The sequence below is a fragment of the Parcubacteria group bacterium genome, assembly GCA_016186325.1.
In the GTDB taxonomy this organism is placed as follows: domain Bacteria; phylum Patescibacteriota; class Minisyncoccia; order UBA10092; family UBA10092; genus JACPHB01.
Genome location: JACPLW010000002.1, coordinates 55,469 through 69,367, shown reverse-complemented (window position 1 = coordinate 69,367; position 13,899 = coordinate 55,469). Strand labels below are relative to the sequence as shown.

The 13,899-nt window shown below is 43.0% G+C and carries 12 protein-coding genes; 5 read left to right on the top strand and 7 right to left on the bottom strand.

Annotated features, from left to right (window positions below; genetic code table 11):
- Nucleotides 1-6 precede the first annotated feature (6 nt).
- From HYW79_00845 to HYW79_00835, 3 genes are read right to left on the bottom strand one after another with little or no spacing between them, the layout of a single operon-like run.
- Nucleotides 7-1,473, bottom strand: coding sequence for a hypothetical protein (locus HYW79_00845; GenBank protein ID MBI2635075.1), 1,467 nt, complete (start codon nt 1,471-1,473; stop codon nt 7-9).
- 8 nt (nt 1,474-1,481) lie between these two features.
- Nucleotides 1,482-2,288, bottom strand: a complete 807-nt coding sequence (locus tag HYW79_00840; GenBank protein ID MBI2635074.1) for a hypothetical protein — start codon at nt 2,286-2,288, stop codon at nt 1,482-1,484.
- A gap of 42 nt (nt 2,289-2,330) precedes the next feature.
- Nucleotides 2,331-3,344, bottom strand: a complete 1,014-nt coding sequence (locus HYW79_00835) for a hypothetical protein (GenBank protein MBI2635073.1) — start codon at nt 3,342-3,344, stop codon at nt 2,331-2,333.
- Between the two features lie 175 nt (nt 3,345-3,519).
- On the opposite strand from HYW79_00835, the gene HYW79_00830 reads away from it, so the two are divergent.
- The gene (locus tag HYW79_00830; protein MBI2635072.1) at nt 3,520-3,978 is read left to right on the top strand and encodes a hypothetical protein; all 459 of its coding nucleotides are present in this window, start codon (nt 3,520-3,522) and stop codon (nt 3,976-3,978) included.
- Here the strand turns inward: HYW79_00830 and rsmA are convergent.
- Nucleotides 3,972-4,898 carry a ribosomal RNA small subunit methyltransferase A gene (gene rsmA / locus HYW79_00825; protein MBI2635071.1) on the bottom strand — a complete coding sequence of 309 codons (927 nt, stop codon included), beginning with the start codon at nt 4,896-4,898 and terminating at the stop codon, nt 3,972-3,974. The two genes, HYW79_00830 and rsmA, sit on opposite strands and share 7 nt — an antisense overlap.
- Nucleotides 4,899-4,964: 66 nt before the next feature.
- On the opposite strand from rsmA, the gene HYW79_00820 reads away from it, so the two are divergent.
- The 3 genes from HYW79_00820 to HYW79_00810 all read left to right on the top strand — a co-directional run bounded on the left by HYW79_00820 (nt 4,965) and on the right by HYW79_00810 (nt 8,740).
- On the top strand, nt 4,965-5,702 hold the full coding sequence (locus tag HYW79_00820) for a hypothetical protein (GenBank protein MBI2635070.1): 738 nt from the start codon (nt 4,965-4,967) through the stop codon (nt 5,700-5,702).
- Nucleotides 5,703-7,097: 1,395 nt separating this feature from the next.
- Entirely contained in the window at nt 7,098-7,394 is a 297-nt protein-coding gene (locus HYW79_00815) for a hypothetical protein (GenBank protein MBI2635069.1), read from the top strand.
- A 266-nt stretch (nt 7,395-7,660) separates the two neighbouring features.
- Nucleotides 7,661-8,740 carry a hypothetical protein gene (locus HYW79_00810; GenBank protein MBI2635068.1) on the top strand — a complete coding sequence of 360 codons (1,080 nt, stop codon included), beginning with the start codon at nt 7,661-7,663 and terminating at the stop codon, nt 8,738-8,740.
- Here HYW79_00810 and HYW79_00805 read toward each other — a convergent pair whose 3' ends face one another.
- Nucleotides 8,741-10,660, bottom strand: a complete 1,920-nt coding sequence (locus HYW79_00805; protein ID MBI2635067.1) for a UvrD-helicase domain-containing protein — start codon at nt 10,658-10,660, stop codon at nt 8,741-8,743.
- A 291-nt stretch (nt 10,661-10,951) separates the two neighbouring features.
- Here HYW79_00805 and HYW79_00800 point away from each other — a divergent pair, with 291 nt between their 5' ends.
- Entirely contained in the window at nt 10,952-11,752 is an 801-nt protein-coding gene (locus tag HYW79_00800; GenBank protein MBI2635066.1) for a M23 family metallopeptidase, read from the top strand.
- Here HYW79_00800 and HYW79_00795 read toward each other — a convergent pair.
- Together HYW79_00795 and HYW79_00790 are read right to left on the bottom strand one after the other, a co-directional pair.
- Nucleotides 11,749-13,287 (bottom strand): YifB family Mg chelatase-like AAA ATPase, encoded by a 1,539-nt coding sequence (locus tag HYW79_00795; protein ID MBI2635065.1) that lies wholly within the window; start codon nt 13,285-13,287, stop codon nt 11,749-11,751. The two genes, HYW79_00800 and HYW79_00795, sit on opposite strands and share 4 nt — an antisense overlap.
- Nucleotides 13,277-13,675, bottom strand: coding sequence for a TraR/DksA C4-type zinc finger protein (locus tag HYW79_00790; protein ID MBI2635064.1), 399 nt, complete (start codon nt 13,673-13,675; stop codon nt 13,277-13,279). The genes HYW79_00795 and HYW79_00790 overlap by 11 nt, the downstream gene beginning before the upstream one ends.
- Between the last annotated feature and the right edge of the window lie 224 nt (nt 13,676-13,899).

Genomic DNA, 13,899 nt, shown 5'->3' with positions numbered 1-13,899 from the left:
TACGAATTACTCGCCGGGTGGCGGCGGCGGTATTATTCTTGACTCCAAGCAGGCATTCAATAGATTCTGATAATTCCTTAAAATTATCTGTTTCTGATTGGTTTCCTGTTGAGCCGCTAAAGCTAAACTCTGGGTAACTCCAGGACTAAACATTCCAACCACTTCGGCGTAGATTGAAGCAATTCTGCTTAAATCGGTAAGATTTCTAATCTGTTGCTGCAAAAGTTGAAGAGCGATAATGTCGGATTGAATATCCGCTATTTGGCCGGTGACAGTGCTAATGTCGCTCTGAACTCTGGCTGTGTCGGGGCTGGGAAATCCTTGGCAGGTTTCAAGCTGGCGCAAAATGCTGAGCGATTGGTTTAAAATTGTCAGTGTCGCCTGTTTGGCGCCCAAAAGCTGATTTTGGTATACGAGGTCAAGGTCAATGTATCTTATAAGATAATTTTTCTGAAATTCCCGTACATTTATTCCGGCTTGAACCGCGCTTAGACATTCGGCGTAGGCCGGCGTGCCAAGAAATGAAGCGCACTGTTGTTGGGCAGTGCCGCCAGTGGTACCGCTTCTTCCGGATAAGCTGGCATGCAAAAGGCCCACTCCTTCAGCAAACATTCTATTTAATATCGCATTAGTGATGGCCGAAACATAAGCGGCAAAATCTTGAGCGTTTACTATATAGTCAATGTCTGAACCAACGGCTTTTGCGGCAATGTCGCCAACAACCGCTCCCGGAGTAATCACCTGATACTGGTCACAAACAGTGGTAGTAATCGGTTGTCCATTTTCTTCTCCTATTATTTCTTCGTGCTGTCTTATGCATTTTTTTACGCTAAGAAAACCCTGGCCGGCCTGGGCTTCCGATTCTGCCGCTTTTTGGGCCGCCGATCTTTCTACGGTATATTGATCCCAAGCCATGAGATAGGCTCCATAGATGTTATTTTGGGGTTTTAACACCATTTCGTTCCAAGCCACCCAGCCGCCTTTGCTGAAATCTTTTAAAAAGTTATCAAGATTAACTCCTACCTGGCTTAAGGTGCAGGCGCTGCGGTCGGAAAATTGCGGTATTGGTATAAATGCAGCGCGTAATGTCAGGTTGAATGGCGAACAAAACAATCCAAGCCCCAATTGCTGTAAGAATCTTCCACCCGCCTGGTCAACGGCGTCCCGAAAGAACCCCGGCCAATCGGTGATAAATTTTGGTTCTCCTCCCCCTTGGATCCAAGTGACTATCTGGTCAACAATCATATTAAGCAGTTGTCGCTTTAAGGCCTCGGCCGCTATTTTAAACGCCCATTCGAAAATCTGTTCAAGGTTTGTGGCTGTTTGGAATATAGACGTAATTGACTCATCGGATAGCAACTTCGGATTTGTTTCAAAAGTCGGCACGGCGGCAAAAGCAGCGTTTGGCGCGGTTGAAAACACGATTAAAAACAAAAAAACTGAAACGACTATTTTTTTATTAAAAAATTTCATTATGGGGATTAGGTTTTATTTAGTTTATCAACAAAAACATTGAATTTTTTCTGAAGCTCTTCCCAACTGTCAATTACCGCGCCAAACTGTTTTGCGGCAACAATAGTCGCTATGGGGTCGGTTTCAACATTGGTAAGCGCTCTTAAAATGTTGGCCGTAATTCTTAACATGCGAACTTCCTCCGTAATTAAATCTTTTATATTGCTCGGCGCCGGATTTTCTTCAATTTGATTAGCCGCCGCTTCATGGGCGCTTATTACGGGCAAAAGTTTTTCAAGGCCTTGGCCATTGTTTTTGTTTATTTCTTCTAAAATTGATAAAAGCGGTTCGCCTTTTAAGGCGTCTTTTAATATTTTTTGGGTCTCTGCTAGGTAAATTTCAATTGCTTCTTTGCTGTTTACCGGCGATGTTTTAATTTCCGGCGGTTTAATGTTCAAAATATTTTCATTAGCTTTCGCCAAACCGTTTTTTATAAATTCCTCGGCAATTTTACTCGGGTCCGGCACATCAAGCCCCGGCTCGGCCGGCGAATTGGCATCTTTCGGCTTATTATTTTTATCAATAATTGATTTGGCTAAAAGCCCGGCGAAATTTTCGGTTAAATTCTCCGGGATTTTTATTTCCGGAATAATATTGTTGGAAATATCGCCGACCCTATCTTCGGCTTGATACAGCTTTTGATGGATACTGGCTACCTGAAGGCGCGGTGCGCTGTTTTTTACGTAAAAAGTTTTTGAAGCCGGAACAAATAAAAGTGCTCCGAAAATAATTCCAGCCGATACTATAAATATAGTTATAAAATGTTTTTTAATCATTGTTTGTTTAAAGGTAGTGTGTAAATGTTTTTAAACCCGTCTTCACTGCTGTCCCTGACCGATGCCGCAAATTCCGGTTTGTTGGTCATAAATCGCCGCATCTCCTTCATTTGCGGAAAGGCATCCAAGTGAAGTAAGACAGCCGGTGCAGTAACAAGAAGGATAAATCAGTGAGGATCCTTCTTTTCCCGGAGTATCAGGATAATCTTGGTAGCATTCCGGTCGAGATTCACACTCGCCGCAAGCGGCTTGGGCTTTGTTAGTAAACGAATTTGCCATTTGCCCTATAAAACCGGTCCAAAGTTGTCTCTTTGGCGCTGTCTCCGGAAGTTCCGTTTTTCTCTCTAAAGCAGTTTCAAAAAATTTTGAAAATGGCATTGATTCATAAGAGTATTGATTTTGTAAACCTGTAATTTGAAGCCGGGGGAGAGTGAAGCGGATAGTAGTTACCAATTGCTCCGCTCTTTCTCTGGTTATCATGTCGGCTATAAGTAAAGTGGCCACGATTTTCTCTTCAATAAATCTAACTTGGGAATCAGTTTCAATTTTTAGTATGGGTTCGTAACTGGAGTCCTGCTCTTTAACAAAGGAATTTTGGGCATCAATTAAGTCGGCAATAAAATAATCGGGGTATAGAAAATCAAATTGTTCCTTTGTGAGCGAAAGGATAATTCCGTCCGAAGTTATAGTTGCGTTGTTTTGGGACGGTATGTTATTCGGCATCAGTGATTTTTCTACGTTTTTAGCGGCTTTATTGATATTCTCAAAAAATACCATCGTTGTGCTTGATAAGGATTTTTCTTTAGAAATAGTTTCAAGATCTGGTCTAGGGATTGGCAGTACAGGGATGTTTAGGGGTTTGAATGCAGCTTCTTTTGATGTGACTAATTTTTCTGAAAGAGATGGGAGTTCTGATAATTTAACAGATGACTTTGGCGGCGCAAACGCTTGTTCAGATTTTGATTGCGGCTCTTTTAAAGATATCTTGATAAGCAAGCCGGCGATTACGGATAAAATCAAAATAATGCAGATGACTATAATTTTTGTTTTTGTCATCGTAATTAACACGCTAAAATTATACCACAAAAACGTATCACAATATGTTTAATTGTGGATAAGTCGGTTTATCTAAAAATTGCTTGTGTTGAAACAGCATTGTTATGGTTCTTCTATTGTGTTAAAATAGCATTATCATGGTCCTTCTATAAAATAGAAGAAAAGACGGTGAGCAATGCGTAAAGTTGTTTGGCTGAGCATAATAATAATATTCTTTGTTTTTTTCCTTTACGGCTGTTCTTTGGCGGATTACAAAAATATTAAATGGGCGAAAGCTAATGGTTTCCATTTTTTGGAAATAAGCGCGCCCAGCGGAGATTGGATAGAGTTTGAAAAATTCTTAAATACCTTCAGGGCAAATCCCAACACCGTCGTAATAATCAATGTCCCAATGAAACACTGGATGAATGTTGTAACATTTTTCAATGTAATGCCAGGCCCGGATCAATACTCTTATCGTTATTTTGGCGGTATTAAAATAACCGTTCAAGCTAAACAATCGGATGTTCGCTGTTTTTTTCTTACGCCGAGCATTATTTTCCGGATGGGCGATTATCCCTGTATAAACCACGAGGTTGGGCATCTTCGGGAATATCTTGAAAAGATTCCATATCACAGCAAATATGCCTACTGACGGCCTGAAACGGGTCGTTTTTTGTTTAATTCAGAGGTGAGATTTTGCCAGTGTTTTAGATCTAAATTTTCCGCCCTTGCTTTCTCCGGAATACCCAAATCTTTAAATATCGAAATAATTTTTTCCTTAGGAATACTTAGTTTTTTTGAGAGATTTCCGGCTAATTGCTTTCTCGGGCTCGAAAACCCCGCTTTTACAATTCTAAAAAAACTCTGTTTTTCTTGCGATTGTAGAGTTATCTGCAGATTTTTTGGGACAATTTTAATTATCGCCGCGTCAACTTTTGGTTTGGGCCAAAACGATTCTTTTTTTACGTAGTCAACAATTTCCGCGTTGGCGTAAAACTGAACACTTATACCAAGAAGGTTTGAGTCGGGAGGTTTGGCTACAATGCGTCGCGCCACTTCTTTTTGGATCATTAAAACCATCATTTTTGGCGGATTATTTGATTCTAACCACTGGCGGATTAGAAAAGTCGCTGCATTATATGGTAAATTCGCCACAATTTTATATGGATACTTCCCATCGCTTATCCCCATCTTATCCACAAAACTATCGATGTCCGACATCGATAATTGGCGGGCCGCCTCTGGCGAGCCTCGCCATATTTGGCGGGCATCGGCTTTGATGACTTTGATGTTTTTGTGATTTGCCGTCACAGTTTCTTTTAGAATTTCAATCATTTGGATGTCTTTCTCTATGGCAATAACATTAGTGTCGGTCTTGGCAAGTTCTTGGGTTAATGTCCCCAATCCCGGGCCGACTTCAATAATCGTGTCAGCTTTTTTAATTTCCGCGGCCGCGATTATTGAAGTGAGAGTTTTTTTTGATAAAATGAAATGCTGGCCAAGGTATTTTTCCGGTCTGGCGTTATACTTCTTTAACAAATTTTTTATTACTGATTTATTCGTTAGGTCCATGTTTTGTTAATAATTTTTGACAAAAATTGCGTAATAAGTGAAATTGTGATATAATTACGATATAGTATGGCAAATATTGAATCAGAAATCAAAAAGTTGGGTCTTTCTAATAAAGAAGCAAAAGTTTATGTTGCGATTTTAAAATTGGGCCAAGCGCCGGCGGCGGAAATTACTGTTCACAGCGGCATTAACCGCGCCACAACTTACATAGTTTTGGAGGAGTTGAAAAGGAAAGGGCTTGTCAGCACCTTCATTAAAGGTAAAAAAACATATTTTGCGATTGAGCCGCCGGAACGGCTGAAAAATTTATTTGAAATTGAAGACCGCAGAATTAAAGAAAGTTTTTCGGGCTTAAAAAACATTTTGCCGGATTTAAATAAGTTATACGAATCCCGCGGTAAACATCCTAAAATTCGTCTTTTTGAAGGCAAAGAAGGCATTGATTCCCTTCGTGAGGACATTTTAAAAACGAAAACTAAGTTTTTATATCAGCTTTTGCCCCTTGATGTCGCGCAGGCTCCGAGTTCAGAAAAGAAACTTCAAGATAAGAAGCTTAAAAAACTTTATAATATCCCTTCAAAATCTATTTATTGCGCTCAAAAAAACGGTGTTTTCCCAAAAAAGTTGGGTAAAGCGGAGTATAAATTTTGGTCCGATGAATTTGAAACCGAGATTATTATCTATGGGGAAAAAATCGCTTTTATTAATACTAAGAAAAAACCAATCGGCGTAATCGTTGATGATTCTGCTATTTCTCTGACTATGAAAGTTTTTTTTGAGGCTTTGTGGAAGTTTCTTAAATAAAAAAAGAAGGCAAAGAGCCCTTTTTTTGAGCGGTCTCTAGTGGCCTTCTCTGCAATGCGCCACGAGGCGCAGAAAATATTTTGGTTTTTGCCGTGTTTGTTCGAAGAGCATCTCTCACTCCCTACTACCTATAGTAGAGAATTTGATTGTTTCAATTATACTCCATCGTTAGAAATCTGTCAAATTTTACCACTTTAGAACCGTTCGGCTTGTAATGTGTCAGATTTATTTATAATGATAGTTTCAGAGTTGATTTTTAGAATAGTTAATAAAAAATAACAAAATATAGTTATAGGATTATGGCTTAAATGAGCCATATTTTTGTTCTTATAGCAAAAAGTTGTTGGCAGGACTTGACAAGATTTTAATTATGGTATATAATGTAATTATAATAGTTCTTGTTAAGTAATTTAAATCTCTCACAGAGGATCGTGTGAATAAGGGATTTTAGCCAGCGCCTGCCTTCGCCAAGGCTACGGCGGGCAAGGAACAAGTGGATGCGAGGTAATAAATAGCATATTGCAATTGTACCTCCTCCGTTCCAATCATTTAATTAAGTTTATATCCCTTCAGTGTCCCTTGTTCTCACAATCCTCTGTAAGAGGGCCTCCTTCCGTCCCCGTGCGAGGGCGGAATCCCAGGGTCGCTCGGCGATTAAGGTCGCGGCGATAGCGGTCTGTGATAGTGACCGCCCGCCGGCGATCATTGTTACAGACACTACCTGGGAAACTCCCGCCATGCGTGCGGCATGGTGACGGAGAAATCGGGTGCTCGGCGGAGCACAGCCCCGCAGTTGCGGGGCGAAACGGCCAATAGATCATGGGGCGGACCCCCGTGTGAGGCCAAACCCGATGAAGGAGGCATACCCGCACATCTCTGGCGAGGGGGTTTGAGGTAGGCGCAAGAGGACCGACCGGCACGGATGCCGGCGATCACCTCGAGAGTGGCGCGGCCGCCCCCTCGCCTCTCCACTAAAGCCCATGTTTTTTTTAAAAGAAAGCCCGTCTTCGTCCCGCCTCGGCGGGGCTTCGGCGAGGCAAAGCCAGCCATGGGCTTTAGCGGGGAGATTAATCTTCCCCCACATTAATAACAAAATCCGGGAGAAAGAGGGAGGTGAGCCAGCGATGACCAAGTACCATGTCGTAGGAGGCGTGGTGTACCAGTCGCGCCAGGAGGCCTTGACGGCGAAAGCCGCCGAGGCCGACAAGAAGACCAAGAGGTAGGTCTTCTTGTCCTTGCTCTAACTCTTTTCGGGGCGCTCATCTCGAGTGCCCCACCCTACCAAAGTTTTTAAAGGGATTTGAAAATTTTGGCGGGGAGGCCTAAAAGTTCTTTGAGACAGAAATTGTAAAATACATACCGCCGCGCGGAACGCGCGGCAAATGAGGAGAAGCCATGGATCAGCTGGTGCTCGTGCGTGTGACGAGGTTTCCGTATAACAGCGTCGTGTCAGAGCAGTATCTGCTGGTTTCTGGTGGCAAGAAGGTGGCTTCGGTTGCCTTTGTCATCAGGGACTCGGCCGTCGGCGATGACGCCATCGAGGTCAGGATCGGGACCGATGAGCCCTACGAGGTCAAAGACCTCGAAGAGGCTCTATCGAACCTGCACCAGAAGTTCGGTGGTGTCGACTACTCTGTCAACATGGTCAACATGACCTGGAGTCAGGCGAGGGCCATCGGACTCGCTGGCTGACCACTGAGGCGAGAACTCTGGACATCGTGAAAACGGTTGTCCGAGACTCTCGCCTTCCCACCAAAGTTTACTATTGATTCCGAGAATCAATAGTTGAGAAATAGTAAATTTTGGTGGGGTTAAAATCCCAAAGTCATAATTAATAAAAAAAACTTTGGCCCCAAATAAACGAAAATCCCCCGCAGTTGCGGTGGGATTTTCGTGAGCCGCCTTGATTTTCCAAAATTGCAATGATAATGTAATAGTAATTTTAAATTATTTCATCTATGAAACCAGAATCTGTCAGAAATCTAAAAGAAGCCAAAGAGGGATTCTACGGCGACACCCGTTACGAATCCGAACGGGCTAGACTCGTGAAAGAATACGGTTTCATTGAAGATGCCTATAACTCGTATATCGAAAACAAAATGACGGCCAAAGAATTTGCGGACGCGTTAGGCGGCGCGGCGCTCGGGGTAGGCGGAAGGCACCCCAGTTCTCAAGTATATGCCTACGAGCTTCTCATTAAATCTTTAGCCGAGGCGCCTACTAAAGAGGATGCCGACATGATAACCCAAGAAATCATTTTTGATACCGCCGTCACCGAATTACCCATAAAAAAAGAATACTTTCTCGGCATACTTGCCCATTATGGAAGCCATCGCCGCGAATCAAGACGCGCGGAAACAATGGCTGATGAGCCGAAAAACATTCACTTTAAGGACGAGGCGAATATTTTTGAAACATTGTCCGCCGCTATTGCCCGTCTCCAAGTTAAAGGGATGGAAAGTGAGGAAATCAAGCATGTCGTAGAATTAGTCCAAAAAGATTTTCCTGAAGATTCTGAAGAAGGCGAGGTCGCGCGTTTAATCGCGAAACATTATGAAAAAGAGCCTCACGCGACTCGCATCCCCGAGCCGTCTCGAAGGCGCATATTGGATACCGTTACGGAATCGAGGCCAAAACACGGCTCTTCGGGCGAGCCAAACCATCTTGTATTGCTTCGTCCCGATTATCACACCTCGCAAGAAAAAGTTGAAGAAGCTCACTACTGGGGAATTCCGCTGCTCACTCATGCCTTGGTGCAACAAGGCGAGATAATTCGCTATGTTATTCTCGATACCGATCCTCAAGACAGTATGCGTTACATCAAGGAACTTCGCGAGGCCTACGAAACCAACGATTCGAAACGCGCGGAACAGATTAAAAGCGAGTATCGTGATAAGGCTTGGGACAGGATTGATGACCCATTAAAACAAATTTTTGGTCGCAAAGAGAATCTTCGAATTCAGGTAGAAACAATTCGCGACCACTCTATTGATGAAGTTTCTGCTGATGAATCTGCTATTGATTCCGAGAATCAATAATTACTCTAAATTAATTTCGGGAAGATTATAGCCGTCACTTAACGACCTAAAATTAACCAAGCTCGGCGGCAGTTCCATTATGAACCTAGATGGCATGGTTTCGTTTCTTTCTCCCCAAAGAGAGCGTTGTTTTGCAAACGAAAGCCATAAGTACTTTTTGGCTCGTGTAAGCCCGACATAGCAAAGGCGGCGCTCTTCCTCAAGCTCTCCCAAAGAAAATGCCGAGCGCGAATGGGGCATCAATCCTTCTTCGGCGCCAGCTATGAAAACCGCGTCAAATTCCAATCCTTTTGCCGAATGAAGCGTCATTAAATTTAATTTTTCACTCCCCCACCCTTGGGGAATATTTTTTTCTGAAGCGCGAAGCGCATTCCCCAAGGGTGGGGGATTTTCTGTCATCAATGCTGCTTCTGCCAAGAATTCGGAAAGTGCCAAAACTGGTTCGGTTTTATCGTATTTGAAAGACAGACCGATTAGTTCCCTGACGTTTTTTATCCTTGATTCGGATTCCGGTTCTCCGTCGGGCCCCGTTCCCGAAAATTTAGAAGACAAGTAATCGTAATAACTAGTTTTTTTAATTACGGCTTTAATTAATTCAGCCGGCGACAATGTTTTCGCCGTTTTTTTTAATTTTTCAAATTCGATTTCAAAGTTAGCATAAGCCCTCTTACCCATAATGCCCACCACTCTTTTTAAACTTATTTCATCATCAGAGTTTTGAATCAAGCGCAAAAACGCTACAATGTCTTTAATTTCTTTTCTCTGGAAAAACTTTACGGCGCCGATAACCCGATAAGGCAGGCCGGCGTAAAGGCAGGCCTCTTCAAGCGTTCTCGATTGGGCATTGGTTCGGTACATTACTACGGCATTATCCAGACCAATGTTAAGATTTTTGTTTAAATCCAACACCTTGTTAATAATAAACTCAGCCTCTTCTCGCTCGTTAGCCGTTTCGGTCACTTCAATAGGCGCGCCTGGCGGATTTTTGGTCCAAAGCGTTTTTTCCTTGCGCTCAACATTTTTTGAAATAATTTGGGAGGCGGCGGACAAAATATTTTGGGTTGAACGGTAATTTTGCTCCAGTTTTATTATTTTGGCGTTTGAATAATCGTGTTCAAAATTCAAAATGTTCCTGAAATCGGCTTGCCGCCATCCGTAAATAGCCTGGTCAGGGTCGCCAATCGCAAAAAGATTCTTATATTTGTCGGCTAAGAGATTTACAAGAGTATATTGAGCGTGATTGGTATCTTGATATTCGTCAACTAATATGTATTGATACCGGTTCTGGTATTTTTTTAAAATTTCCGGAAATTTTTGGAAAATTTTTACCGGCAAAACTATTAAATCATCAAAATCAACGGCATTGGCGGCGGACATCCGCTGTTTATAAATTTCGCCAAATTGCAAAATTCGGTTTCTATACAATTCGCCCTCGTTGGTTAAAACTTCCTCAAGATCTTTCAGTTCGTTTTTAGATTTGGAAACTATATTAAGAAGCATTCCGGCCTTCAGTTTATCTTGTGGAAAATTAAGCTCGCTTCTAATGTCTTTTGCCAGCGCGAAGGTATCGTCTTCGTCGTAAATGACGAAGTTGTTTTTAAACCCCAGTTTTTCAATTTCTTCCCTTAGGATTTTTACTCCGAAACTGTGGAAAGTCCCGATGAATAAGTCAGTTGTTGGTAGTTTGTAGTTAGTAGTTAGCAATTTCTGAACACGGCTACGCATTTCTTCGGCAGCTTTGTTGGTGAAAGTGACGGCCAAAATGTTTTCCGGTCTAATACCTTGGGAAATAAGATAGGCTATTCTGTGAGTCAGAGTTTTCGTTTTGCCGCTTCCGGCGCCGGCCAAAATTAAAACCGGCCCCGCGGAAACTTTTATTGCTTCTATTTGCTTGTCGTTTAGATCGTCAAAAATATCCATCCCGTTAGAAATCTATTTTCAATTTTCTTAATTACAAAAAATAATGTAAGTTGTCCGTTTAATTTGTGTTTGATTAACAACATAAATTTCTAACGGGATCCATGTCCAGCATATGATAGCATAAACTACATGGGGATAACTACCTTGACTGGCCAAAAAGAGCTTTGCTACCATTAAGTGGTGAATTTTGCTGTTTAGCTTCAGGCTTATTACCCTTAATTTTGGCTTATTTATACTCTTTTTGGGCAAATCCCGCCTGTTTTACAATTTCTCGCGGGAAAAATAAGAGTCTTGACCGAAAAGAGCCCGCTTTGGGTTTCGTTGTTTTTAGTTTTCTCGCTTGTTTTAGCCATTAATTCATCTAGCCCGGCCGGTTTTAAAAATCGGTTCGTTTATCTCGGAGGGGAGAACATTGGCGGCGAAATAATTGAAATCGTATCCGCTCCAGACAGTGCGCAACAGAACGAAGGTTCACCGGCGGTCGGTTATCAGTCGACCCTTTTGGCTTTTGCCGCCAGCGCTAGCTCTGATTCAAGCGGTATTTTAGAGGAAGGGCCGTATTACGATGACAGAAACCCCTTAATTACCGGCCAGGATTCAATTTTGCAGAATCAAAATCCGATTACAATACCTAGCACTCCCGAACCATCAAAGCCAGCAGCGCCTCGGCCCGCGCCTTATTATGGCCCTTCTCTTACCGGCTATTTTATTTTTCCTACAACGGGCCATAACCAGGGCCGCCTGCACTCGTATAACGCGGTTGATATTTCCGCCGGCGATGATTGTCTTCATGAAAACATTCCGGTATTTGCCGCGGCTTCCGGCGTTGTTACCGCTGCTTATCCGACCCAAAGCACTGCCAGATGGGCCAATAGCGGTTATGGCGGCTATTTTAAAATTTTACATCCCAACGGCGTTACCACTTTATATGCCCATCTAAAAAACGTTCTTGTTAATGCGGGCCAATATGTTAATCAAGGCAGTATCGTTGCCTTCATGGGCGGCTATCCGGGACAGCCTGGTTCTGGCAATTCTACCGGTTGTCATCTCCATTTTGGAGTAGATGGCGCCGCACAGCCTTTCGCGCGCTAAACCTCTTCCCTCGGTCTGTATTGAAGAGCCTCGGCCAAGTGCTGGGGTTTTATGTTTTCGGAAGCCTCCAAGTCGGCGATGGTGCGGGAAATTTTCAGCAAGCGGTGGTAAGTGCGGGTTGAAAGCCCCATAGAACTAACGGCGTTTCTCATCATTTTTTCCGCAGTTTCATCGAGGGCGCAGTATTTTTTAATATGGCGAACCGACATTTCACGGTTAGTTAGAATTCCGTCGTTTCTAAAGCGTGAAACCTGGATCGCGCGGGTTTCTTCAACTCTTTTTCTCATAGTTTGGCTGGTTTCGCCGGCGCCGCTATCGGTCATTTCTTCGTATTTTAGGCGGGGCACCTCAACGTGGAGGTCTATCCTATCAAGAAGCGGGCCCGATAGTTTCCTTTTATATTTTATGATTTGGCTCGGCGCGCATATACATTCTTTTAAGGAGTCGTTTAAGTATCCGCAGGGGCATGGGTTCATTGAAGCGACCATTAAAAATTGAGCCGGAAAAGTTATACTGCCTTGGGCTCGGGAAACAGTAACGGTGTTTTCTTCGAGCGGCTGTCTTAAGTTTTCTAAAACATTTCGTGAAAATTCCGGAAATTCATCAAGGAACAGAACTCCGCGATGAGCCAAAGAAATTTCTCCCGGCCGGGGCCAAGCGCCGCCGCCGACAAGAGAAATCCCCGAAGCGGTGTGATGAGGCGACCGAAAGGGCCTTTTATATAGGAGAGATTTGTCTTCTTTAAGCAAACCGGCAACGCTCCAGATTCTCATTACTTCAATAGCTTCTTCCAGATTTAATTTTGGCAAAATTGAAGCCAGAGCTTTGGCTAAAAGAGTCTTCCCCGACCCGGGCGGCCCGGAAAAAATAATATTATGATTTCCGCTGGCGGCGATCTCCAAAACCCGCTTGGCTTTTTCCTGGCCGCGGATTAAAGCCAGGTCAACATCGGAGTTTTCTTCCGAATTTTTCGTAAATTCCGATTCTAAGTCGGAATTTAAGCAAGGGCTGATATTTTTTTTGTTTTCGAGGTGTTCAAAAATCTCAACTAAATTATTGGCCCCGATAATTTCAATGTCTCTAACCAGAGATGCTTCAGCCATGTTGGATTTTGGGATAAAAACAGTTTTAAATCCGCGGTTTTTAGCTTCCATGACTATTGAAAGAATGCCGTTAACGGGTCTTAAATTTCCGTCCAAAGCCAGCTCCCCGGCAAACAGTTTTTTTTCCGGATCAAACTTGATTTGGCCGGAAACCAGTAAATAACCCAAAGCAATCGGCAGGTCGTAAGCCGGGCCTTCTTTTTTTAAATCGGCCGGCGCTAAATTAACGGTCAGGCGCTTATTGCGCCTAGACGGCTGGGAAGCGCCGGAGTTTTTTAAAGCAGATGACACACGGTCTTTTGATTCTTTAACTGCCGCATCCGGTAATCCAACGATGGAAAAATTAAAGAGGCCGGGCGCCAAATCGCACTCGACCTCCACAATTTTCGCATTTATACCGCTTAAGGCGGCAGAATAAAGCTTAGATGCCATGATTTTTCACAGCATGTTCTACATCGGTTGAAGCTGCCGGGTTGGCTTTTAGCCGTTCAAGCGCGATTGGTTCTTGGCAAACTTCGCAAGTCCCATAGGTTCCGTCTTCCATGCGTTTTAAAGCATTATTTACATCTCTCAATCTTAATTCAAGATGGTCGGAAAGAGCTTTATTTTTCATATCTTCGTCTGATTCGTTGACGCTCTCATCGCTTTCAAGCGTTTCCTCGCTTGTTATTTGATTTTCACTCCATTCTTCATGTTTGACGTTCCAGTCGTCCTTTAAGTGAGGATCGGGCGTAGCGATGGTTTCTAATTCACCAATTAGAATTTCACGCTCTTTATCAAGCGCAGATTTTAATTCCTCTAAAGTTTGTTGGTCTAACATAATGGTTAGATAGTATACGAAAATTAAAAAGCGGTCAACAATAACGTATAAATCCCGCAGCTCCGACGCCTCTGGGGTCGGAGTCCCGACTGTAATATCGGGATTGCGGGGTTCTGTTTGTTATACCAAAAATTATTAAATTTTTGACAACAACGAAAAAGGGCGCCGTTAGAACCCGTAAAACTATTGTTTAAATGGGTGTTGGTCGCCCTTGTATGGATAGA

What these genes read in the sequence shown, in the direction of transcription:
- HYW79_00845 (MBI2635075.1), bottom strand. Translation starts at nt 1,473, where the DNA reads ATGAAATTTTTTAATAAAAAAATAGTCGTTTCAGTTTTTTTGTTTTTA.
- HYW79_00840 (MBI2635074.1), bottom strand. Translation starts at nt 2,288, where the DNA reads ATGATTAAAAAACATTTTATAACTATATTTATAGTATCGGCTGGAATT.
- HYW79_00835 (MBI2635073.1), bottom strand. Translation starts at nt 3,344, where the DNA reads ATGACAAAAACAAAAATTATAGTCATCTGCATTATTTTGATTTTATCC.
- HYW79_00830 (MBI2635072.1), top strand. Translation starts at nt 3,520, where the DNA reads ATGCGTAAAGTTGTTTGGCTGAGCATAATAATAATATTCTTTGTTTTT.
- rsmA (MBI2635071.1), bottom strand. Translation starts at nt 4,898, where the DNA reads ATGGACCTAACGAATAAATCAGTAATAAAAAATTTGTTAAAGAAGTAT.
- HYW79_00820 (MBI2635070.1), top strand. Translation starts at nt 4,965, where the DNA reads ATGGCAAATATTGAATCAGAAATCAAAAAGTTGGGTCTTTCTAATAAA.
- HYW79_00815 (MBI2635069.1), top strand. Translation starts at nt 7,098, where the DNA reads ATGGATCAGCTGGTGCTCGTGCGTGTGACGAGGTTTCCGTATAACAGC.
- HYW79_00810 (MBI2635068.1), top strand. Translation starts at nt 7,661, where the DNA reads ATGAAACCAGAATCTGTCAGAAATCTAAAAGAAGCCAAAGAGGGATTC.
- HYW79_00805 (MBI2635067.1), bottom strand. Translation starts at nt 10,660, where the DNA reads ATGGATATTTTTGACGATCTAAACGACAAGCAAATAGAAGCAATAAAA.
- HYW79_00795 (MBI2635065.1), bottom strand. Translation starts at nt 13,287, where the DNA reads ATGGCATCTAAGCTTTATTCTGCCGCCTTAAGCGGTATAAATGCGAAA.
- HYW79_00790 (MBI2635064.1), bottom strand. Translation starts at nt 13,675, where the DNA reads ATGTTAGACCAACAAACTTTAGAGGAATTAAAATCTGCGCTTGATAAA.